General features: G+C 70.9%; 20 protein-coding genes. 11 read left to right on the top strand and 9 right to left on the bottom strand.

The window, feature by feature from the left end; translation table 11 throughout:
- Positions 1-38: 38 nt before the first annotated feature.
- The 6 genes from OIE47_RS36580 to OIE47_RS36555 form a co-directional block, all read right to left on the bottom strand.
- The gene (locus tag OIE47_RS36580; RefSeq protein WP_326559128.1) at positions 39-707 is read right to left on the bottom strand and encodes a class I SAM-dependent methyltransferase; all 669 of its coding nucleotides are present in this window, start codon (positions 705-707) and stop codon (positions 39-41) included.
- A gap of 62 nt (positions 708-769) precedes the next feature.
- Complete coding sequence (locus OIE47_RS36575) at positions 770-1,786, bottom strand: lysylphosphatidylglycerol synthase domain-containing protein (protein WP_326559127.1); 1,017 nt, start codon at positions 1,784-1,786, stop codon at positions 770-772.
- A complete protein-coding gene (locus OIE47_RS36570) occupies positions 1,783-2,811 on the bottom strand; it encodes a glycosyltransferase family 2 protein (RefSeq protein WP_326559126.1) in 1,029 nt (342 codons plus the stop codon). The genes OIE47_RS36575 and OIE47_RS36570 overlap by 4 nt, the downstream gene beginning before the upstream one ends.
- 171 nt (positions 2,812-2,982) lie before the next feature.
- Positions 2,983-4,092 carry an endonuclease/exonuclease/phosphatase family protein gene (locus OIE47_RS36565; protein ID WP_326559125.1) on the bottom strand — a complete coding sequence of 370 codons (1,110 nt, stop codon included), beginning with the start codon at positions 4,090-4,092 and terminating at the stop codon, positions 2,983-2,985.
- Positions 4,093-4,153: 61 nt separating this feature from the next.
- Complete coding sequence (locus OIE47_RS36560; protein WP_326559124.1) at positions 4,154-5,365, bottom strand: glycosyltransferase 87 family protein; 1,212 nt, start codon at positions 5,363-5,365, stop codon at positions 4,154-4,156.
- A 116-nt stretch (positions 5,366-5,481) separates the two neighbouring features.
- Positions 5,482-5,757 carry a DUF6289 family protein gene (locus tag OIE47_RS36555; protein ID WP_326559123.1) on the bottom strand — a complete coding sequence of 92 codons (276 nt, stop codon included), beginning with the start codon at positions 5,755-5,757 and terminating at the stop codon, positions 5,482-5,484.
- A gap of 149 nt (positions 5,758-5,906) precedes the next feature.
- Here OIE47_RS36555 and OIE47_RS36550 point away from each other — a divergent pair, with 149 nt between their 5' ends.
- A complete protein-coding gene (locus OIE47_RS36550; RefSeq protein ID WP_326559122.1) occupies positions 5,907-7,463 on the top strand; it encodes a DHA2 family efflux MFS transporter permease subunit in 1,557 nt (518 codons plus the stop codon).
- A 12-nt stretch (positions 7,464-7,475) separates the two neighbouring features.
- On the opposite strand, the gene OIE47_RS36545 is transcribed toward OIE47_RS36550, so the two are convergent.
- The gene (locus OIE47_RS36545; protein WP_326559121.1) at positions 7,476-7,976 is read right to left on the bottom strand and encodes a winged helix-turn-helix transcriptional regulator; all 501 of its coding nucleotides are present in this window, start codon (positions 7,974-7,976) and stop codon (positions 7,476-7,478) included.
- A 54-nt stretch (positions 7,977-8,030) separates the two neighbouring features.
- On the opposite strand from OIE47_RS36545, the gene OIE47_RS36540 reads away from it, so the two are divergent.
- Positions 8,031-8,543, top strand: a complete 513-nt coding sequence (locus OIE47_RS36540; RefSeq protein ID WP_326559120.1) for a PaaI family thioesterase — start codon at positions 8,031-8,033, stop codon at positions 8,541-8,543.
- Positions 8,544-8,555: 12 nt separating this feature from the next.
- Here OIE47_RS36540 and OIE47_RS36535 read toward each other — a convergent pair whose 3' ends face one another.
- Positions 8,556-10,013, bottom strand: coding sequence for an aminotransferase-like domain-containing protein (locus OIE47_RS36535; RefSeq protein WP_326559119.1), 1,458 nt, complete (start codon positions 10,011-10,013; stop codon positions 8,556-8,558).
- 178 nt (positions 10,014-10,191) lie between these two features.
- Between OIE47_RS36535 and OIE47_RS36530 the strand changes: the two genes are divergently transcribed.
- Complete coding sequence (locus tag OIE47_RS36530; protein WP_326559118.1) at positions 10,192-13,371, top strand: AfsR/SARP family transcriptional regulator; 3,180 nt, start codon at positions 10,192-10,194, stop codon at positions 13,369-13,371.
- Here the strand turns inward: OIE47_RS36530 and OIE47_RS36525 are convergent.
- Positions 13,365-13,865: a Calx-beta domain-containing protein gene (locus tag OIE47_RS36525; protein ID WP_326559117.1), complete on the bottom strand. Its 501-nt coding sequence runs from the start codon at positions 13,863-13,865 to the stop codon at positions 13,365-13,367. The genes OIE47_RS36530 and OIE47_RS36525 overlap by 7 nt on opposite strands.
- A gap of 204 nt (positions 13,866-14,069) precedes the next feature.
- Here OIE47_RS36525 and OIE47_RS36520 point away from each other — a divergent pair, with 204 nt between their 5' ends.
- From OIE47_RS36520 to mmsB, 8 genes are all read left to right on the top strand, one after another.
- Complete coding sequence (locus OIE47_RS36520) at positions 14,070-14,516, top strand: hypothetical protein (protein ID WP_326559116.1); 447 nt, start codon at positions 14,070-14,072, stop codon at positions 14,514-14,516.
- 442 nt (positions 14,517-14,958) lie between these two features.
- Positions 14,959-15,945: a LacI family DNA-binding transcriptional regulator gene (locus OIE47_RS36515; RefSeq protein WP_326559115.1), complete on the top strand. Its 987-nt coding sequence runs from the start codon at positions 14,959-14,961 to the stop codon at positions 15,943-15,945.
- A gap of 325 nt (positions 15,946-16,270) precedes the next feature.
- On the top strand, positions 16,271-17,989 hold the full coding sequence (gene araB, locus OIE47_RS36510) for a ribulokinase (protein ID WP_326559114.1): 1,719 nt from the start codon (positions 16,271-16,273) through the stop codon (positions 17,987-17,989).
- Positions 17,986-18,663 (top strand): L-ribulose-5-phosphate 4-epimerase, encoded by a 678-nt coding sequence (locus OIE47_RS36505; protein WP_326559113.1) that lies wholly within the window; start codon positions 17,986-17,988, stop codon positions 18,661-18,663. Before araB ends, OIE47_RS36505 begins: the two co-directional genes overlap by 4 nt.
- A gap of 3 nt (positions 18,664-18,666) precedes the next feature.
- Positions 18,667-20,208, top strand: a complete 1,542-nt coding sequence (gene araA, locus OIE47_RS36500; protein ID WP_326559112.1) for an L-arabinose isomerase — start codon at positions 18,667-18,669, stop codon at positions 20,206-20,208.
- Between the two features lie 142 nt (positions 20,209-20,350).
- Positions 20,351-21,478 carry a multiple monosaccharide ABC transporter substrate-binding protein gene (chvE, locus tag OIE47_RS36495; RefSeq protein ID WP_326559111.1) on the top strand — a complete coding sequence of 376 codons (1,128 nt, stop codon included), beginning with the start codon at positions 20,351-20,353 and terminating at the stop codon, positions 21,476-21,478.
- A gap of 108 nt (positions 21,479-21,586) precedes the next feature.
- A complete protein-coding gene (gene mmsA, locus OIE47_RS36490; protein WP_326559110.1) occupies positions 21,587-23,119 on the top strand; it encodes a multiple monosaccharide ABC transporter ATP-binding protein in 1,533 nt (510 codons plus the stop codon).
- Positions 23,120-23,124: 5 nt separating this feature from the next.
- The gene (mmsB, locus tag OIE47_RS36485) at positions 23,125-24,387 is read left to right on the top strand and encodes a multiple monosaccharide ABC transporter permease (protein WP_326559109.1); all 1,263 of its coding nucleotides are present in this window, start codon (positions 23,125-23,127) and stop codon (positions 24,385-24,387) included.
- Positions 24,388-24,407: the final 20 nt, after the last annotated feature.

The raw sequence follows: 24,407 nt of genomic DNA, 5'->3' as shown, positions 1-24,407 counted from the left end.
GGCCGTACGGGGGCGGCCCGTCCCGCGACCGCGCCGGTTCAGGGCGCGACGGCCCTGCCGTCCACCCCACCCGACTGCGCGGACGGGTGCTCCGCCGAGGCGGCGAGCACGAAGAACGCGCCCGCCGGCCCATCGCCGAGCCATGTCGGCACCTCCGCCACCACCGGTACGCCGCAGGTCCGGATGACCTCCACGAACTCCCCGGTCTGGGACACGTCGTAGACCTGCACCACGATCCTTCCGCGCGGGGTGAGCAGCGCGGGCAGCCGGCGCAGCAGAGCCGCGGACTCGGCACCGGACAGGTAGTAGATCACCTCGCGCAGCAGGATCGCGTCGTACCGCTCCGACGAGTCGAAGGTACGGATGTCGCCGACGTCGAACGAGGTGTTCGGTCGACCCAGCGCCCGAGCCTGCGCGATGGCCTTACGACTGATGTCCACCCCGTGGTAGTGCCGGTACGACCCGGGCGCCAGTGGCAGATTGGCGCTGGTGCCGCAGCCGAGGTCGAGAATGGTCGGTTGCGGTGCCCAGGTTTCGATCAGTGACAGCGGTACGGTTCCGTCGGACATGCCGTCGAGATAGCTCCACAGACCGAGGGCGTACTGGGTGTCCCACATCGCCGCGTTGATTCTGCGATTGGGGCGGACGAAAAGGCGTACCGGGATTCTGGTCAATCGCGACAGTGCCCGGAGGAGTCCGTTGGACATGAGATCACCGACATTCCTGGTCGCGTACGGGTCGAGGGAGAATGCGTTGTTCTTCGGTGAGTTCAGCTCGCCAGGGCCGGGTCGGCGGTGCGGTCGACAACGGTCCGGCGCCGGTGCATGTACTGCGCGATCATGAGCCCGCCCGCGCCGATCGCGACCTCACTGAGCGCGCAGACGAGCCGGCTGGCCAGCACCACAGGGGTGGCGACCGACAGCGGCATGACGGTGGCCAGGCCGACCATGAGCACCGCCTCCCGTACGCCGAGGCCGTCCGGCGCGATCATGACGACGAGTCCCGCCACCGTGGCGGCGGCGAACCCGGCGACGCAGATGAGGTACGACCTCGCGGGCGGGGCGCCGGCGGTGACCGCGAGCAGCCAGAGGTGGTGTCCGGAGATCACCCAGGACAGCGACTGCGAGGTGATCGCCCGGCGCAGACCGGCCGGTGACGCGCTGACCTCCGGCGGTGGGCGCCGCAGCAGCCGGGCCGCCGTTGCCAGCCCCCGGTTGAGCAGGTCCGGGCGGGCGAACAGGACCACCAGCGGCACGGTGGCCAGCACCAGCCAGCCGGTGGTGCCGCCGAGCACGGCCGGGCCGGCGGCGAGTGCGACGGTCGCCCCGGTCAGCGCCACCACCGCCCAGCTCAGCATGAAAACGCCGGCCAGCCGGACCGGCCCGACGTTGATCTCCTTGCCCATCCGGAGCAGCACCGGCAGGGCGACGAACCGGCCGGGCACGAACTTGGCCAGGAACCCGACGAAGAACAAGCGGTACGCCGTCCACCGGTTCACCGGCGCACCCAGGTCGACGAAGAGGGCCCGCCAGGAGAGCATCCCGAGCAGCAGCCCGGAGGCGTTGATCAGCAGTGCGGCGACCAGTGCGGCGCCGAGCCGTACCGGGTCGAGTTGGGCTGCCAGGGACCGGACCGGCGCCCAGTCCTGGTCGCGTACGAACAGGACCAGGCCGATGGTCAGCCCCACCACGAACACCACGACCAAGGCCTGGTTGACCAGGCGCCACCAGTTGACCCCGGCCCGGGCCGCAGGTGGCGGCGTCGTGTCGTGGGCCCCAGGCGTCATCGCCGCGCTCCCAGCGCCGCCGGACGGGCCGCGCCGGGCCGCAGCCGCCGGACGAACGCCCGGCCCACCCCGATGGACAGCCCGGCGAACTCGGTCAGGTGGGTGAGGAAACGCATCGCCGTCGCGTAGAGCAGGAAGGCCGGTCCCCGCTGGCGCAGCGCGAAGGTCAGCAGCTCCCGGTCGGCGACGAGGAACACCGTCAGCAGGCCCAGAGGCACCGCCACCAGCCAGGGGGAGACGGCGAACAGGGGCACGGTGGCGACCGCGAGCGCGCTGCCGAGCAGACCCGCGACCGAGGCGCGGTCGACCCGGTGCGGTGCCCGCCCGTCCGGCGGTGGTTCGGGGACCGGCCGGGGCGCCCACCGGGCCAGCACCACCGCGTCGGCGTACGTCAGCGCGCGGCGGAACAGCTCGGACACGTACGGCCACAGCCGGTCCACGTCGTCGTGCCGCCCCACCATCTGCGCGCTCGTCCGGATCTCGTACGACGCCGGCAGGCGGGTGCCGAACTCGATGTCCTCGGCGTCGCGCAGCCGCTCGTCGAAGCCGCCGACCAGCTCGAACACGTCACGTGGCACGGCGGTCAGGGCGAACATGGTGGACGTGGCCAGCCCGGCGTCACGCCGTCGCCAGAAGTGCTCGAACAGCGTCTTGTAGGACTCGACCGGCCCGTCGGCGTAGAGCGGGTGCAGGTCGTAGATCCCCTGGACCACCCCGCAGGCCGGATGCTCGCGCAGCGTCCGTAGCGCGACGGCCAGCGCGTCCGGCGCCAGCGCGATGTCGGAGTCGACGAAGAGGAGCACGTCGCCGCCGGCCCGTGCCGCCCCGGCGTTGCGGGCCGCGGAGACGCCCCGGTTGACCGGGAACGCCACCAGGGTGCAGTCGAAATCGGCGACGATCTGCCGGGACCGGTCGGTACTGGCGTCGTCCACCACGACCACCTCGGCCGGGGTGTGGGTCTGCGCATAAACCGCTGTGAGGCAGGCCCGTATCGTCTTTTCCTTGTTGTGATTCGGAATGACCACCGACACTCGCACAATTCGAGGCTAGCGGCGGGTCGACAAAAAAACAATGGCCACGAATATCTTTGTCGGCCGATCGTATGGCGCCCTGTATCGGTGACAGGGCGCGTCGAATTCCCCGCCCGAACCGGTGCGGAATTGTCCCGACCATTGCTTTCCGGTGTTCCGTTCCGGCTATCCGGTCGAGATCACCAATTGCTGTGAGCGGTGGTCGGACAGGCCGTGGGCGCTGCCGAACCCGTACGAGTGGACCCGTACGTCGGGGGAGACGAACGCCCAGTCGAGTCGCCACCAGCGGGGCCAGTTGGACGACTCGGCCCAGCTACGCGGGTAGATCGAGGGCATCGCGTACGCGGCGTCGCGCAGGCCGTCGGGCAGCTTGCGTACGTCGCCCATCGCGGGGCTGGTGTTGAGGTCGCCGGCCAGCAGGATCGGGTTGTCGTTCGCCGCTACGTCGCGGGCCAGCGCCCGGAACTGCGGTTCGCGCTGGCCGTGCTGGTCCTTGACGACCCGGTAGAAGTCTCCGTCCAGGGGACCGTCGTCCGGTGACAACTGCACCGGCAGGTGCACGTTGTACGTCGACAGCACCCGTCCCCGCCCGAGATCCAGGTCCGTACGCAGCGTCTTGTAGAGCCAGTGGTCGGTGCTGCCTCCCGTGGGGGGTGGCAGGTCCGGTGCGTCCAGCGGGAACTGCCGCAGGATCGGGAACCGGGAGACGGTGATCAGCTCCCCGACGATCGCGATGTGGAAACCGGGGAACTCGGCCCGCAGGCGGGTCGCCGCCGGGTCGAGCGGTTCGGGTGTCTTCGCGTACCAGTACTCCTGCAACAGGTAGACGTCGGCGTCCGCCTCCCGCAGCGTGCGGTAGAACGCCTCGGTCTCCTCGTCCTCGTCCCAGTACCCGGTGTTCCAGGTGAAGACCCGGATGGCATCGGCCGGGGCGGGGCCGTCCCCGCCGCCGAACCGGTGCACGTTGATCCCCGACAGGGGCGCGCCGAGCAGCAGCGCGGTGGCGGCGAGCAGCGCCACCGGCCCCCGTGACCGCCGGCAGGGGAAGGCCCCGACCGCCAGGACCACCGGGATGGCGAGGAAGAACACCGGGGGGATGGCGTCCACCGCGAGCCAGAGCCACCACTGCCCGCTGAGCACGAGGTGCGCCACGACAAAGGCCAACCAGGCCGCCCCGGCGGCGACCAGCGCCGAGTAGAGCCACCAGCGCCAGCCTCGCCGGGGGGCGGGACGGACCAGCTCCCGGACCGGCGCCTCCGGCGCAGTGACCGTCATGACATCGACCGTACCGATCCGCATGGAACCCCTTCTGAACCGGCCCTGGATGCAACCTTGACTACGGTCGGCGACCGCGACGCAGATAAAACGGCAGGTAGCCGAGTGCGGCGAGCCCGATCAGCACGTACAGGTTGCTGTAGATCAGACCCAACCCCCGGAAGTGCAGGTCCCGACCCTGGATCCCGACGAGGACCCAGGCGGTGGTCAACACCAGGACGAGCCAGGCCGCCCCCGCGACCGCGAGCCCGGCCCGGTTGCCGGTGCTCCGGGCCCGGTCGACCAGCAGTACCAGCGCCGGCACCACCCAGACCCAGTGGTGGTGCCAGGAGACCGGGGAGACCAGCAGCCCGGTCGCCGCGCAGGCCAGCACGCCGAGCAGGTGCTCACCCCGGCGTACGCACCACGCGGCGAGGACGATGCCCGCCACCGCGACCAGGGCGGCCACCGGCAGCCAGACCGTTGACACGTCGGCCGAGTCGGCCAGCCGGGCCAGCGCGCCGTGCAGCGACTGGTTCAGAATCGTACGGGGGTCGCCCGTCACCCGGGACGAGTCGAGCAGCATGCCGCCCCAGAACTGCGCCGAGTCGGCCGGACGCCAGGCGAAGCCGACGGCGATGGTGGCGAGGAATCCGGCGACCGCCGTCCCGGCAGCCCGGATCCGCCCGGTGGCGAGCAGGAAGACAACGAAGATCAGCGGGGTCAGCTTGAAACCGGCGGCGAGCCCGACGCCGAGCCCGTACCACCAGCGTCGGGGATCACCGGTCAGGTCGACGAGCACGACCAGCACGAGGAAGAGGCCGACCTGACCGGCCTGGAGGTGACCCGACACCGCGAAGATCGGCAGTGCGACCACCGTGGCGACCAGGGCCGGCACCATGCGGCGGTCGGCCGTGGGGGCGGCCGACCGAAGGGTCACCTGGACAACGGCGACCAGCGCAAGGACCGAGGCGAACGTCCAGAACGCGATGGCGAGGTCCGGTCCGACGTACGCGAGGGGCTGGAACAGCAGTGCCGCGAACGGCGGGTACGTGAAGCCGAGTTCGATGCCGTCGGTGCCCCGGACGGCCACGTCGTACAGGTTGCCGTCCCCGCCCGCGGCGGCCGACGCGCCCGTACGGTATGCGGCGAGGTCCCACCAGAACTGCCCGGTGCCCCGGTGTACGGCGACCGCGGCGGCGGCGATCAGCACCGCGAGCGCCGCCGGTGCGAACGCGACGAGCCTCGGACGGGTCCGCGGGCGGCTCGGCGCCTGCGTGGTCAGAGAAGGCATCAGCACCGTGTCTCCCTCCGTCGCCGGGCGAGGAAACGGTATCGAGCGGCGCTCTACCCTTCCTGGAACCGACCTGGATTACCCAGCGTCGACACCCGCCGCGGCGGGTGGGTGGGTCAGAGCGGGTCGGGGCACTGCGCCGTGCCGAATTCCAGGTAGCGGCTGGTGACGCCGAACGAGTCGCTGCTGCCGTCGCAGAAGATGGTCCGCCCTCCGACGACGGTCTCGTGGTCGGCGGCGCTGTAGTAGACGTAGCTGCACTGGTATCCCGCGCGGCAGTGCGGGATGGCCTGCGCGGGCGTGGCCGGACCGACGATGATGGCCGTGGCGGCGCCGGCGGTGGCCGCCAGCATGGCGAGCGATCGGCGGATGGTGACGTTGCGACGGGACATGTTTCCTCCCCAGCGTCTGTCCACTTCGGATGGTGGACACCGTCACCACATTCTGCGGCGGTGACCCCCCGAGTGCAATGGGTAGCCGGCCCGCCGGCCGAGCCAAGATCGGCAGGACTAGCCTGGTAGACCCCGCCCGAGGAGCACCGATGACCGCCGCCACATCCGACCGCCCCGCCAGCGACCTGGTCCGGTACGGGCAGCCGGCCGGCCGCTGGGTGCTCTTCGCCACCGTGCTCGGCTCCGGCCTGGCCTTCATCGACGCGACCGTGGTCAACATCGCCCTGCCCCGGATCGGCGACGAGTTCGACGCCGGTGCGGCGGCGTTGCAGTGGACCGTCAACGGCTACACCCTGAGCCTCGCCGCGCTGATCCTGCTCGGCGGTTCGCTCGGGGACCGGTTCGGCCGGCGCCGGGTCTTCGTACTCGGCATCGTCTGGTTCGCGGCGGCCTCCCTGCTCTGCGGGGTGGCGCCGAACGTCGAGATCCTGGTCGCGGCCCGGGTGCTCCAGGGCATCGGGGGCGCCCTGCTCACGCCGGGGGCGCTGGCCATCCTCGGGGCGTCGTTCCATCCCGACGACCGGGCCAGGGCGATCGGCGCCTGGTCGGGGCTCGGCGGCATCGCGGGAGCCCTCGGTCCGTTCCTCGGCGGGTGGCTGGTCGAGTCCGCGAGCTGGCGACTGGTCTTCCTGATCAACGTGCCGCTGGCCGCGATCGTGGCGCTGGTCGCGCTCCGGCACGTACCGGAGTCGCGTGACCCGGACGCGCCGGACCACCTCGACGTTGTCGGGGTGCTCACCGGCGCGGCCGGTCTTGCCGGTCTGACGTACGGCTTCACCGCCTGGCCTACGGCCGGGCCGACCTCGCCGACCGTGCTCGGCGCGCTGGTCCTCGGTGTCGCCGGTCTGGTCGGTTTTGTCCTCAACGAACGGCGTTCGTCACATCCGATGCTGCCGCTGGAGGTGTTCTCGGTCCGGGCGTTCAGCGCGGTGAACCTGGTGACGTTCGCCGTCTACGCCGCGCTCGGCGGGGTGTTCTTCCTGGTCGTGCTCAACCTCCAGGTTGTCGTGGGCTTCAGTCCGCTGGCGGCCGGAACCGCGATGCTCCCGGTGACGGTGCTGATGCTGCTGCTCTCGGCGCGGGCCGGAGCGCTGGGGCAACGCATCGGTCCACGGATCCCGATGACGGTCGGCCCGATCGTCTGTGCGGTGGCGCTGGTCCTGCTCGCCGGTGTCGGGCCGGGCACGGCCTACCTCACGGGTGTGTTGCCGGCTGTGCTACTGCTCGGGCTGGGGCTGTCGCTGACCGTCGCGCCGCTGACCGCCACCGCCCTCGGTTCGGTCGACGAACGGCACGCCGGCATCGCCAGCGGGGTGAACAACGCGGTCGCCCGTGCGGCCGGTCTGCTCGCCGTCGCGGTGCTGCCGCTGGCCGCCGGCATCGGCGCCGGGAGCCTGACGAACGCGGCCGACCTCCGGCCGGTCTACCGGGTCTCGATGCTGATCTGTTCGGGCCTGCTGCTGCTCGGGGCGGCGATCAGCCTGGTCGGCATCCCGTCCCGGCTGGCCTCCCGGGGAGACTCCCCGACGACCGGCGCCGGACCCGCCGAGCCCGAGGAGATCCCGACCAGCCCGGTACGCGTCCACTGCGCCATCGCCGGCCCGCCGCTGCATCCGGGCCCCGGCACGACGGCGTCGAGGACCTGACCGGGGATCAGCTCACCGGCCGGCGTCGGCGGTAACCGGTCCGGGATGCCGGTGCAGGCCCGGACCGGGGCGGGGTACCACGTCCCGGGGCGCGGTCACCTCGTGGCCGTCGGCGCAGCGCAGTTCGACGCGGACCGGGGCTTCGCAGTCGCGGTGCACGGCGAGCAGGGGAGAGCCCTCGGGGTCGGCGAGGTACCGGTCGCCCCAGGCCAGCAGTGCCACCAGCATCGGCCAGAGGTCCAAGCCCTTGTCGGTGAGCCGGTACTCGTGTCGCTGCCGGGCGCCCGGCTCCCGGTAGGGCTCGCGACGCAGCAGCCCCTCCTCGACGAGTCTGGCCAGCCGGTTGGTCAACACCTGCCGGGGTATCCCGGTCCGCTCGCGCATGTCGTCGAAGCGCCGTACGCCGGTGAAGACCTCGCGGAGCACCACCACGGTCCAGCGTTCGCCGAGGATCGCCATCGCCCGCGCGATGGTGCAGTTGTCGAGTTCCCAGTCCAGTGCGGTCGGCGTCACCCCGCCAGGCTAAGTCTCGTTGACAGACGCAGCAATGCCTGCGACGCTGCGTCTGTGACTCAGACCCAGCCTCGTAGCCGTACCTTCACCTGGTCCGACCCCACGATCAACGCGGCGAGCCTGGGCCGGCGCAGCGGCCTGGAGCTGCTGACCGCCATGATCGCCGGTGAGCTGCCTCCGCCCCCGGTGATGCACCTGATCGACATGTCCCGGATGACCGCCGAACAGGGCCGGGTGGTGGTCGAGATGGAGGTCCAGGAGTTCCACTACAACCCGCTCGGCAGCGTCCACGGCGGCGTGCTCTCCACCCTGCTCGACACCGCCGCCGGCTGCTCGGTGCACAGCACCCTGCCGGCCGGCGTCGGCTACACCTCGCTCGACCTGAACGTGAAGTTCCTCCGCCCGGCCACCATCGACTCCGGCGTATTGCGGTGCGAGGGCAGCGTGTTGCAGCGCGGTCGGCGTACGGCACTGGCCGAGGCGAAGGTGCTGGACGGCGCCGGCCGGCTGATCGCCCACGCCACCTCCACCTGCCTGCTCTTCGACCTCGAACCACCGGTGGCCTGAGGTCGGCGCCGGCTACCTCAGGTCGGACAGGGCGCCGACCAGTCGGGACATGCTCCGGTGCAGGTCCGGGTCGGGCAGGTGGCCGAAGCCGAGCACCAGCGCGGGCGGCGTCACCCGGCCGGAGAAGTGGTACGGCGAAAGCGTCGACACCCGTACGCCGTGCTGGCGTACCCGGTCGGCGACCTGCTGGGCGTCGGACCGCTCCGGTAGGTACAGCACCTCGGTGTTGACCGCGTGCGGGGCGCCGAGCCGGATCCGGCGCAGCGGGGCGAGCGCGGACTCGACGATCCGGCGTCGGGCGGCGTACCGGCGGCCGAGCCGGTGCATCAGCCGGACGATCACCCCGTCGCGCAGCAGTGACGCCAGCGCGAGCTGGGTCAGGTACGGCGGCACCGCCGCGTACTCGCCGAGCTGCCGGCCGACGGTGGCGGTGAGTTCGCGCGGGACGAGCGCGTACCCGAGGTTCAGGGCCGGGGTGAGCAGCTCGCAGAAGCCTCCGACCAGGATCGACCGGGCGCCGGCGGTGCCGTACAGCCGGGGTAGCTGGCTCACCCCGGGCCGGAACACCGGGTCGCAGGCGATCTCGACGACGTGGCCGCCGGAGCTCGCCGCCCACGCCACCGCGGCCCGGCGCCGCTCGGCGGAGAGCACGTGACCGAGTGGCACCTGGGCATCGGGGGTGACCACGACGGCGCGGCAGTTCGGCCCGACCGCGTCCAACCGGGCGCCCTCGGCATCGACCGGCAGCGCGGCCGGCCGCTCCGAATCCCCGGCGGCGGCCCGGTGCAGGGCCGGCGGCACCGGCTCCTCGATCGCCACCTGGCGTCCGTGCAGGCCCAGCGCGTCCAACACCAACCGGAGCCCGTGCGCGGTACCGCCGGTGATCACGACGTCCCGGCCGGCCAGCGGGACCCCACGACTGGCCGCCAGGTGTTCGGCGACGGCCCGGCGCAGCTCGGGCAGGCCGAGCGGGGGGAGGGACTGTGCCGGCGGCCGGTTGAAGCTCGCCCGCCGCCAGGCCGCCCGCCAGGCGGGGAGTGGGCAGGCCTCGATGTCGACCTGCCCCGGCCGCAGGTCGATGACCGCGGGCCGGTCGGCCGGAGCCGGGGGACGGGTCGCGGCGGCCCGGTCGGGCAGGCCGCGCGGACGCCGTCCGGTGGCACCCGTCCCGGTTCGTCCCGGACCGCCGGGCTCCTGCCGGGCCGTCACCCGCCCGGCGACGTACGTCCCCGACCCCGGCTGGCTCTCCAGGTAGCCACGGGTGAACAGCAGCTCGTACGCCGCGGTCGCCACCCCCCGCGAGACGCCGAGCAGTGCGGCGAGGGTACGGGTCGACGGCAACTGCGTACGGTGTGCCAGCAGCCCGTGCTCCACGGCCGTGCCGACCTGGCTGGCGATCTGTTCGTGCAGTGGCTGCCGGGCCTGCCGGGTCACGGTGAGCGGGATGGTGAGGATCGCCTGGTGACGCATGACCTCTGTCTACGGAACCCGGGCTGCGGGGCGGTTGTGTGTGGGTTGTGGACCTGTCACGCGCCCTGGGCCGGATCTCCGACGATTGCTATCCATCGATCCTCCCCGACCACTATGCTGCCTGGACAGACGACTTCGTGACGCGTGTCCGGCACGCGGAAGGGGGGCCGTGGGGCGTATGTCGGCGGTCCCTGACCCCAACGTCCCGGCTCCGGCACAGGCCCGGTTGCACCGGGCAGTCCCGGCGCGACGGCAGATCCGCCTGCTCGGGCCGGTGGAGGTGCTCGGCCCGGCCGGACCCGCGCTCCTCGTCGGCGCCCGCCAGCGTGCCGTGGTCGGACTGCTCGCGCTCAAGGCCGACACGGTGGTACCGCAGTGGCGGCTGGTCGACGCGCTCTGGGGACAGCGCCCACCCCGTACGGCGATCAAGTCGCTGCACAGCCACGTCGCCCGCGTACGCCAGGCGCTGACCCTCTGCGGCCTGCCGGACGTGCTGGTCACCAGGGAGTCCGGCTACATCCTGCGGCTGGATCCCGATGCGGTCGACGCGGTCCGGTTCGAGGAGCACGCCCGCCGGGGTCGGGAGGAACTCGCCGCCGGTGCACCCGCCCGCGCCGCCGCCCACCTGCGCGAGGGACTGGACCTGTGGCGGCACGACGTCGCCCTCGCCGACGCCGACCCGACCGGTTGGGGCGCGGCGGAGGTGGACCGTCTCTCCGAGGTACGGCTCGCCGCGATCGAGGACCGGTGGGACGCCGAACTCCGGCTGGGGCGGCACGTGAGCGCGGTCGGCGAACTGGAACGGCTGCTGGTCGAGTACCCGGCCCGGGAACGCCTGGTCGGCCTGTTCATGCTCGCGCTGTACCGCGCCGGCCGGCAGACCGACGCGCTCGACGCGTACCAGCGACTCCGGGCCGGTCTGGCGGACGAGTTCGGGGTCGATCCGGGTCCGGACCTGGCCCGGCTGCACACCCGGATCCTGCGCCGCGACCCGAGTCTCGACCCCGAGCCGGACAGCCCCGCCGAACCGGCCGTTTCCCCGGCGGGATCCGGGCCGGTGCGGATCGACGCCGGGGCGGCCCCGCTGATGCCGACACCGATGCAGCTACCGGCGCCGGTCGGCTTCTTCACCGGGCGGGGCGCGGAACTGTCCGTGCTGGACAAACTGCTCGACGACCTCGACGGTGACCTCCCGCTGGCGCTCATCTCGGGACCCGCCGGCATCGGCAAGACCGCCCTGGTGGTGCAGTGGGGTCGGCGGGTCGCGAACCGGTTCCCGGACGGGCAGCTCTTCGTCGACCTGCGCGGGCACGAACGGGAGTCGACCCTCTCACCGGAGCAGGCGCTGTCGCACATGCTGCGCAGCCTCGGCGTACCGGCGGACCGGATCCCGGCCGACCTGACCGAGCAGGCGAGCCTCTACCGATCCCTGCTGCACGGCCGTCGGATCCTGATCGTGCTGGACAACGCCGGCACCGCCGACGACGTACTGCCGCTGGTTCCGGGCAGCGCCGGCACCATGCTCGCGGTGACCAGCCGCAGCACCATGGCCGCCCTGAACACCCATCACGCGGTCTGCCCGGTCAACCTCGACGTGCTGCCGGACGCCGAAGCCCTGGCGGTGCTGCGGCGGCTGCTCGGCGCCGGGGCGGTGGAATCCGAACCGGAGGCGGCGGCCGAACTGGTCCGGCTCTGTGACCGGATGCCGCTGGCACTGCGGATCGCGGCGGCGAAACTGGCGAGCCGGCCCAACCGTACGATCGGCACGCTGGTCACCGAGCTGGCCGGGGCGAACCGGCTCGACGCGCTCAGCGTGGACGGGGACTCGCGCAGCGTACGAACGGTCTTCGCCAGTGCGTACCGGGCGCTGAGTGCTCCGGCCGCACGGCTGTTCCGCCTGCTCGGGCTCCATCCCGGCCCGACCTTCCACACCCTGCTCGCCGCCGCCGTGGCCGACCTGGACCCGGCCGAGGCACGCCGGATCGTCGACGAGCTGGTCGTCGCCCACCTCGCGATCGAGACCGGCGTGGACCACTACCGGTTCCACGACCTCATCGCCCTCTTCGCCCAGCAGTGCGCGACCGTGGACGAGAACCCGGCGGACCGGGACGAGGCCACCGTACGGATCGCCGACTGGTACGTCGCCGTCGCCTACGCCGCGAACCGGGTCCTCGATCCGGGGCGGGACCGGGTCACCCCCGTACTGCGGTATCCGCCGGCCGAGCCGCCGTTCCCGGCCGAACACCACGCGGCGCTCGCCTTCCTCGACGCCGAACGGGGCAACCTGCTCCCGATCACCCGGTACGCGGCCGAGCACGGGCTGCCGACGACCGCCTGGCAGCTCACGTACCTGCTGATCGGCTTCTACGACTCCCGGGGGCACTGGCCCGAGCGGGTGGAGATGTGCCGGTGGGCGGTGGCGGCGGCCCGGCAGGTCGGCGACCCGGCCACCGAGGGCCTGATGCTCAGCGGACTCGGGGTCGCGCACATCATGGCCCGGCGTTTCGACGCGGCGCTGGCCAGCCTGCACGAGGCTCTGCCGCTGATGCTCGCCAGCGGTGACCAGCGAGGTGCGGGGCACGTGTACAACAACATCGCGGCGGCGTACAGCGGGCTGCGCCGGTTCGACGAGGCGGTGACCGCGTTCCGGCACGCGTTGGCGATCCACACCGCCAGCGGTTACCGCCTGGGGATCGCCCTGGCACTCAACAACACCGGCCACACCTACGTACGGATGGGTCGGCCGGACCTGAGCTCACCGGACCTGGCGGAGGCGCTCACCATCAGCCGGGAGGTCGGCAACCCGAGGCTGGAGGCCGCGGTGCTGCACAGCCTCGGCGAGGCCGACCTCGGCCGGGGCGCTCTCGACGACGCGCTCGACCATCTCGGCCAGGCGTTGCTGGTCTACCAGGCGATCGGTGACCGTCGCTACGAGGCGGAGACGATGAACGGGCTCGGGCTGGCGCTGCTGCGCCGGGGGGACCCGGACGCCGCGATCAGCCCGTTGCGCCGGGCGTTGCTGCTCACCCGTGACCTCGCCGACCAGCACCTCGAGGCGATCACCCGGCACAACATCGGGCAGGTGCACCTGAGCGCGGGGGACCTCGCCGAAGCCGGCGACCAGCTCCGGCACGCGCTCGCCCTGCGTACCCGGATACCCGATCCGTACGAGGAGGCGCGGGTCCGACGACATCTCGGCGACCTGGACCGGCGACTCGGTGACCGGGCCGGGACCGAGCAGCAGTGGCGGCTGGCGGTGGCGTTGTACCGGCGGGCCAACGCCACCGCCGAGGCCGAGGAACTGGTCGTGCGTCTCGATCGGGACGCACGACCGGTAGCCGCTCCCCGTTCCTACTGACCGCCGCCCTTGGGGGGTGCCCCGTCCTTGACGACCACCGTCGCCCGTCCCTGCCCGATCACGCCGACCGACGGATCGGAGATGTTCACCGTGAACCACTCGTCCGGTTCCCGCACGCTGTCGGCCCGGATCTCGACCGGCACCTCGACACCACGGGCGCCGGCCGGGATCGTCACCCGGCGCTGCGGGACCGCGGTGTAGTCCTCCGGTGCGACGGCGGTGCCGTCGGCGGTACGGAACACCACCGTCAACGGCGTCTTGACCGGTTCCGACAGGGTCACCGTGACGATGGCCCGACCGCCCTGCGCGTACGTCACCGGGGGACCGTCGATTGGGGGCTGCTCCCAGCAGATCGTCCCGTTGATCGAGACCACCACCCGGTCGTCCTCGGGTTCGCAGCAGGCGTGGCTGGCCGCCGGGGTCAAGCCCAGCAGCGCCGTGGGAACTACGACGGTGGCGGCAAGACTGCCGACTCGCCAGCGCAGACGTGTCATCGGATCCTCTCCTTCGGTCGCCGGTGTCAGCTCCCATTAAGCCCTGGCGCGGTTGTGGCGCGGTTGTGACGCACATCGATGGCTTCGGTGTACAGGTCCAGTGCCGTACGGAACTGGACCCGGCACCGGTCCTGTCCGTTGTGACCCGGCTCGACCGATCCTGATCGCAGGCGGTACATCCGCCGCACCGGAGGTCGGAGGGGGGTGAGCATGGTGGTGGTACCGCACCCGCACGCCCCGACCGGAGCCGTCCGGTCGGGCTCGGCCCCGGCGGCGGCCGGACAGCCGGAGTTCGGAGGGCACGAACGGGTGGAGGGGACCGCGATGTTCTCGTGGCTGGGCACCCCGACCTCCGGTGGGCCGGACTGGCCGCCGGCGGATCGCCGTCACGACCACGCGTCCGCCCGGCGTCGGTTCTCGGTCCGATCCCTGCTCGCCCTCGGATCGGGCCCGGTTCGGTTCCTGCTCGCCCTCGGGTCGGGCCCGGCGCCGGAGTTGCCGCTCCGGCCGGCGGGCGGTATCCACGGGCGGACCGGCCCCGGGGACCTCGGTGCCCGGGGGCGGTTGTCGCGACTGCTCGTGCGGCGCTCGGTGCCGGCCCGGTCGGAGTTCCCGATGGTGCCGGCGGTCGGGCGGCAGGTCCGATGGTGACGGTGTCCACCGACCGGTGGGGGGCGAGTGTGGGCGGTCCGGGAGCGGCGTTCCGGCAACCGCCCCGCTCGGCCGTACCGGGTCCACGGGAGGCGGTACGGCCGTCGCCGAGCCCTTGACGGGAGCGATGTTATCGCTAACATGATCGCTGTCGCCATCGTATCGGCCGTGGTGGAAGGAGAGCGGACCCGACGCGCCCGCCGTGTTACGGCATGACGCACCGTGTCGACCGGCACCGCCGAGGGATCCCCGCGATCGGCCGGATCGGTAGCTGACCGATCGGTCCGCCCGGGATGGCCACGCGTGGGTGGGTGAATCGGTCGGGCATGGCCGACGATAATCAGGCACACCCGGGCGGGCGCTCGGCGCAGACGCGGCGATATGTGAGCTTTCCCCGAGTGAGGTAGTGAAAGTGGATAACAGGATGATGCGTAATCCCGCGATGACCGATGTCGCGCGTCTTGCCGGGGTGTCCCATCAGACGGTGTCCCGGGTGCTCAACGATCATCCGAACGTCCGCGAGCAGACCCGCAGTCGGGTCCGTGCCGCCATCGCCGAACTGGGTTACCGACCGAACCGGGCGGCCCGGACACTGGTCACCGGTCGATCGCAGTCGATCGGTGTCGTGACCCAGAACTCCACCCTCTACGGACCGGCGTCGTTGCTCGCCGCCTTCGAGCAGGCCGCGGCGGAGGCCGGTTTTGCCGTCAGTGTGGGCAGCGTCAGCGTGCTCGACCGTCGATCCATCGCCGAGGCGGTGGCCCGGCACCTCGACCACCGGGTTGCCGGGATCATGGTCATCGCGCCGGTGACCTCGGCGAACGAGGCCCTCGACGATCTGCCCGCCGACGTTCCGCTGGTGGCGATCGACGGGGATCCGCAGCGCTCGGCCGCGCTGGTCACGGTCGACCAGGTGACCGGCGCCCGGGACGCCACCCGCCACCTGCTCGACGCCGGTCACCAGACCGTATGGCACGTTTCCGGCCCGGCCGAGTGGTTCGACAGCGCCGGCCGGATCGAGGGGTGGCGGGAGGCGCTGCGTGCCGCCGGTGCCGAACTGCCGCCGTTGATGCCCGCCGACTGGACCGCCGCCTCGGGTTACCGGGCCGGCCAGATGCTGGCCCGGATGCCGGAGGTCACCGCGATCTTCGCCGCCAACGACCACCTGGCGCTCGGCATCCTGCGGGCGATGAGCGAACGGGGTCGCCGGGTGCCGGAGGAGGTCAGTGTCGTCGGCTTCGACGACGTGCCGGAGGCGGCGTACTTCATCCCTCCACTGACGACGATCCGGCCGGATTTCGGTGCCGTGGCGCGGGCGAGTCTCGCCCTGTTGCTCGAGCAGATCGAGTCCGGGCTGCCGACGACCAGCCGTCAGACCGTCGCGCCGACCCTGGTGTCCCGGGCGAGCGTCGCACCCCCGCCGCGCTGACCCGCGAACCACCCCGAGCCCACGTCCGTACGCGACTCGGCTCGACCCGACGTCTCGCCGTGATGCCCCGACCCGATGTCCCTCCGCGATCCGGCTCGACCCGACATGTGCCCGGACGGCGTCTGCTCCGGCGGGCAACTCGAATGCCTACCAGGCGGCGAGCGGGTAACGGAATGTAGCCGGTTGTGTGCCAAAACACCTCCGCTCGTTACTGAAATGTTACGACCTCCGGTTGACCCCACGAATGTTAGCGATAACACTCGTGGTCCGGAGCCCGCGCCTACAGGCTCCCGACCTCGTCCGTCCACCCCCGAAGGTGCCAGACATGCCGATCGATCCGTCAGAAGCGCTCGTAGTCGGAGTTGACTACGGGACGCTGTCCGGCCGTGCCGTCGTGGTCCGGGCGGTGGACGGGACCGAGCTCGGGTCCGCGGTCTTCGAGTACCCGCACGCCGTGCTCACCGACGCGCTGCCGGACGGCGGGGCCCCGCTCGGTGCCGACTGGGCCCTCCAGGTGCCCGGCGACTACGTCGACGTCCTGCGGTACGCCGTACCGGCCGCACTGGCCGACGCCGGGGCGGACCCGGCGGCGGTGGTCGGAATCGGAACCGACTTCACCGCCTGCACCATGGTTCCGACGCTGAACGACGGCACCCCGCTCAGCGAACTGCCCCGGTTCGCCGACCGTCCGCATGCCTACGTGAAGCTCTGGCGCCACCACGCCGCCCAGCCGCAGGCCGACCGGATCAACGAACTGGCCGCAGCTCGCAACGAAGCGTGGCTACCTCGTTACGGTGGGCTGATCTCGTCCGAGTGGGAGTTCGCCAAGGCACTCCAGCTCCTGGAGGAGGACCCCGAGGTCTACGCCGCCATGGAACGCTGGGTCGAGGCGGCCGACTGGATCGTCTGGCAACTCACCGGGAACTACGTCCGCAACGCCTGCAGCGCCGGGTACAAGGGCATCCTCCAGGACGGCCACTATCCGAGCCCGGACTTCCTGGCCGCGCTCAACCCCGCCTTCGCGGACTTCGTCGCCACCAAGCTCGACCAGCCGATCGGCGCCCTCGGTGCCGCCGCCGGCACACTCAGCGCCGAGGCGGCCGCCTGGACCGGGCTGCCCGTCGGCATCCCGGTGGCGGTCGGCAACGTCGACGCGCACGTGACGGCCGCGGCCGGCAACGCCCTGGAACCCGGCCAGATGGTCGCCATCATGGGCACCTCCACCTGCCACGTGATGAACGGACGCGAACTGCGGGACGTACCGGGCATGTGCGGGGTGGTCGACGGCGGGATCGTCGCCGGTAGCTGGGGCTACGAGGCCGGGCAGAGCGGCGTCGGCGACATCTTCGGCCACTTCGTCTCGACCCAGGTGCCGGCCGGTTACACCGAACGGGCGCAGGCCGAGGGGCTGACCACGCACGAGTACCTCACCCGGCTCGCCGCCGAGCAGCAGGTCGGTCAGCACGGACTGGTCGCCCTGGACTGGCACAGCGGGAACCGCTCGGTCCTGGTCGACCACGAACTGTCCGGGCTGCTGGTGGGGGAGACCCTGGCCACCCGCCCGGAGGACATCTACCGCGCGCTGCTCGAAGCGACCGCCTTCGGCACCCGGACCATCATCGAGACCTTCGCCGGAGCCGGCGTACCCGTCTCCGAACTGGTCGTGGTCGGCGGTCTGACCAAGAACAAGCTGCTGATGCAGATCTACAGCGACGTCACCCGGCTGCCGCTGTCGCTGATCACCTCCACCCAGGGACCGGCCCTCGGCTCGGCCATCCACGCCGCCGTCGCGGCCGGGGTCTACCCCGACGTACGCGCCGCGGCGGCCCGGATGGGTCGGGTCGAGCGCGCCGTCTACGTACCCGACGAGGCTGCGGCGGACCGCTACGACGAGCTGTTCGACGAGTACCGGCAGCTCCACGACCACTTCGGCAGGGGAGGCAACGGCGTCATGCGCAGACTCCGGGCGATCCGGCGACAGGCATTGGCGAGCGCGGCCGGTGCCCCGACCGAGGCCGCGACGACCCGGGCGGTGAACGGGTGACCGTCACCGAATCCGTCGCCGGGACCATCCGCGCGTTGCGCGCCCAGGTCGCCGCGCTGCACGCCGAACTGCCCCGCAACGAACTGGTGGTCTGGACCGCCGGCAACGTCTCCGCCCGCGTCCCCGGCGCGGACCTGCTGGTCATCAAGCCGTCCGGGATCAGCTACGACGAGATCACCGCCGACAACATGGTGGTGACCGACCTCGACGCCAACCTCGTCGACGGCGAGCTGGCCCCGTCCTCCGACACCGCTGCCCACGCCTACGTCTACAAGCACATGCCGCACGTCGGGGGCGTGGTGCACACCCACTCGACGTACGCGACCGCCTGGTCGGCGCGGGCCGAGCCGATTCCGTGCGTGCTCACGATGATCGCCGACGAGTTCGGTGGCGAGATCCCGGTCGGCCCGTTCGCACTGATCGGGGACGACTCGATCGGCCAGGGCATCGTCGCCACCCTCACCGGGCACCGGTCGCCGGCGGTGCTGATGCGCAACCACGGGGTGTTCACGATCGGGGCCAGCGCCCGAGCCGCGGTCAAGGCGGCGGTGATGTGCGAGGACGTGGCGCGGACCGTACACATCTCCCGCCAGCTCGGCACCCCGCTGCCGCTGGCGGCCGATGACATCGACTCGCTCTACGCCCGCTACCAGAACGTGTACGGGCAGGCCTGAGTCATGCCCGGAACAGGAGGATCCGCCATCACACCGGACACCAAACCCCAGATCTGGTTCCTCACCGGCAGCCAGCACCTCTACGGCCCGGAGACGCTCCAGCAGGTCGCCGAGCAGTCGCAGGAGATCCAGCGGACCCTGACCGCCGACGGCCGGATCGCCGCGGAACTGGTGTGGCAACCGGTCCTCACCGACGCGGGCGCGATCCGGCAGGTGATGCTCGCGGCGAACGCCGACCCGGACTGCATCGGGGTCATCGCCTGGATGCACACCTTCTCCCCGGCGAAGATGTGGATCAGCGGGCTCGACGTCCTGCGCAAGCCGCTGCTGCACCTGCACACCCAGCTCAACGTCGCGCTGCCCTGGGCGTCCATCGACATGGACTTCATGAACCTCAACCAGGCCGCGCACGGTGACCGCGAGTTCGGGTTCATCCAGACCCGCCTCGGGGTGGCCCGCAAGACCGTCGCCGGGCACGCCTCCGACCCGGCCCTGGTGGCCCGGATCGACGGCTGGGCCCGTGCCGCCGCCGGCTACAGCCACCTCCGTACGCTGCGCCTGGCCCGCTTCGGCGACAACATGCGCGACGTCGCGGTCACCGAGGGCGACAAGGTCGAGGCCGAGCTGCGTTTCGGCGTCTCGGTGAACACGTACGGCGTCAACGACCTGGTCGAGCTGGTCGACCAGGTGGCCGACGACGCGATTGACAAGCTGGTCGTGGAGTACGCCGACCAGTACCGGCTCGCCCCGGAACTCGCCTCGGGCGGCCAGCGCCACCCGGAACTGCGGTACGCCGCCCGGATCGAACTCGGGCTGCGTCAGTTCCTCACCACCGGCGGCTTCGGTGCGTTCACCACCAACTTCCAGGACCTCGGCGGGCTGCGCCAGCTCCCCGGCATCGCGGTCCAGCGGCTGATGGCCGACGGCTACGGCTTCGGCGGGGAGGGCGACTGGAAGACCTCCGCGCTGCTCGCCGCGGTGAAGGCGATGGGGGTCGGCACCGGGCGCGGCACCTCCTTCATGGAGGACTACACCTACCACTTCGGGCCCGGCGAGCCGAAGATCCTCGGCGCGCACATGCTGGAGGTCTGCCCGACCATCGCCGGTGGGCAGCCGTCGTGCGAGATCCACCCGCTCGGCATCGGCGGCCGGGAGGACCCGGTCCGGCTCGTCTTCGACGCGGTCTCCGGACCGGGCGTGGTGATCGGCCTGGCCGACCTCGGTGACCGGTTCCGGTTCGTGGCCAACGAGATCGAGGTCGTCCCGCCGGACGAGCCGCTGCCGAACCTGCCGGTGGCGCGGGCGGTGTGGAAGCCCGCCCCGACGCTGTCCACCTCGGCCGAGTCGTGGCTGACCGCCGGAGGACCGCACCACACCGTGCTGACCCAGGCGGTCGGGGTGGAAACCCTGCAGGACTTCGCGAACATGCTCCGCACCGAGCTGCTGGTGATCGACCAGCACACCACCGCCACCGGCTTCACCGACCGGCTGCGCTGGAACCAGGCCTACTACCGGTTGGCCCAAGGGCTGCCGGGCAGGGGGTGAGGGAGATCCCGTCCCTCATCCGCACGATCACGTCGACGGGCCCGAGGCCGGTCGACACCCCAAGGAATGAAACGCGGCGACCTTCGCAGCCGGATCAACTGATCACGGTCGGCCCCCGCGCTCTGTACTCAAAGGAGAGAACATGAGGTTCGTACGGCTCGCGTCGGTGGCAGGAGCCATCACGCTCGCCGCCGCCCTGACGGCCTGCGGCTCGAGCACCAAGACCGTCGACCAGGGTGCGGAGGGCGGGAACAACGCCGGCGCCCTGATCGGCGTCACCATGCCGACCAGGTCCTCCGAGCGTTGGATCCACGACGGTGACAACGTCAAGAGCGCGCTGGAGAAGCTGGGCTACAAGGTCGACCTGCAGTACGCCGAGAACGACATCCCGACGCAGGTCAACCAGATCGAGAACCAGATCACGAAGGGCGCCAAGCTGCTCATCGTGGCCTCGATCGACGGCACCGCGCTGACGACGCAGTTGCAGGAGGCGGGGGACAAGAAGATCCCGGTCATCTCCTATGACCGCCTGATCCGCAACAGCCCGAACGTGGACTACTACGCCACTTTCGACAACTTCAAGGTCGGCGTCGAGCAGGCCACCTCGCTGCTGGTCGGCCTGGGTCTGAAGAAGGCCGACGGCACCGACGGCGAGGCCAAGGGCCCGTTCAACATCGAGCTGTTCGCGGGCTCGCCGGACGACAACAACGCCACCTTCTTCTTCAACGGGGCGATGTCGGTCCTGCAGCCGTACCTGGACAAGGGCACGCTGGTGGTGAAGAGCGGTCAGAAGGACTTCAAGACCGTCGCGATCCTGCGTTGGGACCCGGCCACCGCGCAGAAGCGGATGGAGGACCTGCTGTCCAAGACCTACAGCGGCGGCACCAAGGTCAACGGCGTGCTGTCCCCGTACGACGGGCTGTCGATCGGCATCCTGTCCGCGCTCAAGAGCAACGGTTACGGCACCGCCGGCCAGCCGTACCCGCCGGTCACCGGTCAGGACGCCGAGCTGGCGTCGGTGAAGTCGATCATCGCGGGTGAGCAGTACTCGACCATCTACAAGGACACCCGGCAGCTCGCCGACGTGACCGTCAAGATGGCCGACGCCGTGCTCAAGGGCGACAAGCCCGAGGTGAACAACACGACCGACTACGACAACGGCAACAAGGTCGTGCCGTCGTTCCTGCTCGAGCCGGTCGTGGTGGACAAGTCCAACTACCAGAAGGCCGTGGTCGACTCCGGTTTCTACACCGCCGACCAGCTGAAGTAATTCGATCGCGCGGTCCTGCCGCCGGATCCGGGAACACCGGGCCGGCGGCGGGACCGGCGGGGTGACGCGGCTCAACGGCGATCAGCACAGCCCGGAGGGACACCAGGCATGACCGACGACAACATCCTGCAGATGCGCGGGATCACCAAGACGTTCCCCGGGGTGAAAGCGCTCCAGGACGTCAACCTGTCCGTACGCCGGGGCGAGATCCATGCGATCTGCGGTGAGAACGGCGCGGGCAAGTCGACTTTGATGAAGGTGCTCTCGGGCGTCTACCCGTACGGGTCGTACGAGGGCGAGATCTACGTCGACGGCGAGCTGTCCAAGTTCGGCGACATCCGGGCCAGCGAGCAGCGCGGCATCGCGATCATCCACCAGGAACTGGCGCTCGCCCAGCAGCTCTCGATCGCCGAGAACATCTTCCTCGGCAACGAGTTGGCGACCCGTGGGCTGATCGACTGGAACCGGACCAACCACGAGGCGGCCGAGTTGCTGCGTCGGGTGGGGCTGACCGAGAACCCGGTGACGCCGGTGCTCGACCTGGGTGTGGGCAAGCAGCAACTGGTCGAGATCGCCAAGGCGCTCTCCAAGCGGGTGCGACTGCTGATCCTCGACGAGCCGACCGCGGCGCTCAACGACGACGACTCCGCCCACCTGCTCGACCTCCTGCGTGGCCTGCGCAGCCAGGGGATCACCTCGGTGATCATCTCGCACAAGCTGAACGAGGTCCGGGAGATCGCGGACCGGATCACCATCCTGCGCGACGGGCGCTCGATCGAGACCCTCGATCCGGCCGTCGAGGAGGTCACCGAGGACCGGATCATCTCCGGCATGGTCGGCCGGGCACTGGAGAACCGGTTCCCGCCGCACGAGTCGCGGGTCGGCGAGGAGGTCCTGCGGATCGAGGACTGGACCGTACACAGCCCGACCCAGCGCGGTCGGGTGGTGGTCTCGAAGGCCAACCTGACCCTGCGTCGGGGCGAGATCGTCGGGCTGGCCGGTCTGATGGGCGCCGGTCGTACCGAGCTGGCGATGAGCGTCTTCGGCCGCTCGTACGGCACGAACATCTCCGGCCGGATCTTCAAGGACGGCCGGGAGATCGAGCTGAAGTCGGTCCGGGAGGCCATCCGGCACGGCATCGCGTACGTGACCGAGGACCGCAAGCGGTACGGGCTCAACCTCATCGACGACATCAAGCGCAACGTCTCCGCTGCCGGGCTGCGCAAGCTCGCCCGCCGGGGGTGGGTGAACGAGAACGAGGAGTACCGGGTCGCGAACGACTTCCGGACCAGCATGAACATCAAGGCGCCGACCGTCGCGAGCATCACCGGCAAGCTCAGCGGTGGTAACCAGCAGAAGGTCGTGCTGTCGAAGTGGATCTTCACTGATCCGGACGTACTGATCCTCGACGAGCCGACCCGTGGCATCGACGTGGGTGCGAAGTACGAGATCTACTCGATCATCAACCGGCTCGCCGACGAGGGCAAGGCCGTGCTGGTCATCTCGTCGGAACTGCCCGAACTGCTGGGCCTCTGTGACCGTGTCTACGCCCTGTCGGCGGGACGGGTGACCGGCGAGGTCGATCGCAAGGACGCCACCCAGGAACGACTCATGCAGTACATGACCAAGGAACAGGAGTAGACCCGATGAGCAGCATCGCACCCGCGAGCGCCGATGCCGGTGCCGTGGTCGGCGTCGGCGACTCGCGGCAACCGGACGGCAAGCCGCAGCGACGACTCTCGCTGAACCTTCGGCAGAGCGGCATCTACGTCGCGTTCGCCCTGATCATCGTGTTGTTCTCGGTGCTGACCGGCGGTGACCTGCTACAGCCGCAGAACATCTCAAACATCATCGTGCAGAACTCGTACATCCTGATCCTCGCGATCGGGATGATCCTGATCATCATCGCCGGGCACATCGACCTGTCGGTCGGGTCGGTGGTGGCGGTCAGCGGTGCCATCTCCGCGGTGCTGATGGTCAACCATGATGTCCCCTGGCCCCTCGCACTGCTCATCACCCTGGTGATCGGTGGCCTGATCGGCGCCTGGCAGGGCTACTGGATCGCGTACTTCGGTATCCCGGCGTTCATCGTCACGCTGGCCGGCATGCTGCTCTTCCGCGCGCTGACCCTCACCGTCCTGGGTAACCAGGGCATCGGGCCGTTCCCGGAGCAGATCCGTACCCTCTCCAACGGGTTCACCAGCGGTTACTTCGGCAACATCGGCCTCGGGCCGCTGGGTGGTGCGGACCTGTTCAGCCTCCTGGTGGGGGTGGTCGCGGTGGTCGGGATCGCCGGTACGCAGTGGCGTACCCGCAAGGCCCGGCTCGGCTACCAGCAGGTCGTGGACCCGCTGCCGCTGTTCCTCCTGAAGATCGTCGCCGCTGCCGTGGTGGTCCTGGCGGTGGTGGTGCAGCTCGCCCGGTTCAAGAACCTGCCCTGGGTGCTGGTGCTGCTGGCGGTGCTGGTCCTCGGCTACTCGCTGCTGACCAACCGGGCGGTGTTCGGTCGCCAGATCTACGCCGTCGGTGGCAACGTCCAGGCCGCGACGCTCTCCGGCGTCAAGGTCAAGTCGGTGATCTTCTGGATCTTCGTCAACATGGGTGTGCTCGCCGCCCTCGCCGGGGTCATCTTCGCCGGCCGGCTCAACCAGGCCGGCCCGACCGCGGGTAACTCGTTCGAACTCGACGCGATCGCGGCCGCGTTCATCGGCGGCGCCGCGGTTCAGGGCGGCGTCGGCAAGGTGGTCGGTGCCATCACCGGTGGTCTGATCATGGGTGTGATCAACAACGGCATGTCCCTGATCGGTGCCCCGAGCGAGCGGGTGATGCTGGTCAAGGGCATCGTCCTGCTCGCGGCGGTGGCGTTCGACGTCTGGACCAAGCGGCGCGCCGGCCTCGCCAGCCGCTGACCGCAGGTTCCGCCCGTAAC

This window comes from Micromonospora sp. NBC_01796 (genome assembly GCF_035917455.1).
GTDB lineage: Bacteria > Actinomycetota > Actinomycetes > Mycobacteriales > Micromonosporaceae > Micromonospora_G.
Note: the sequence above shows the minus strand (reverse complement) of the source record. Positions and strands in the feature narration are given on the sequence as shown.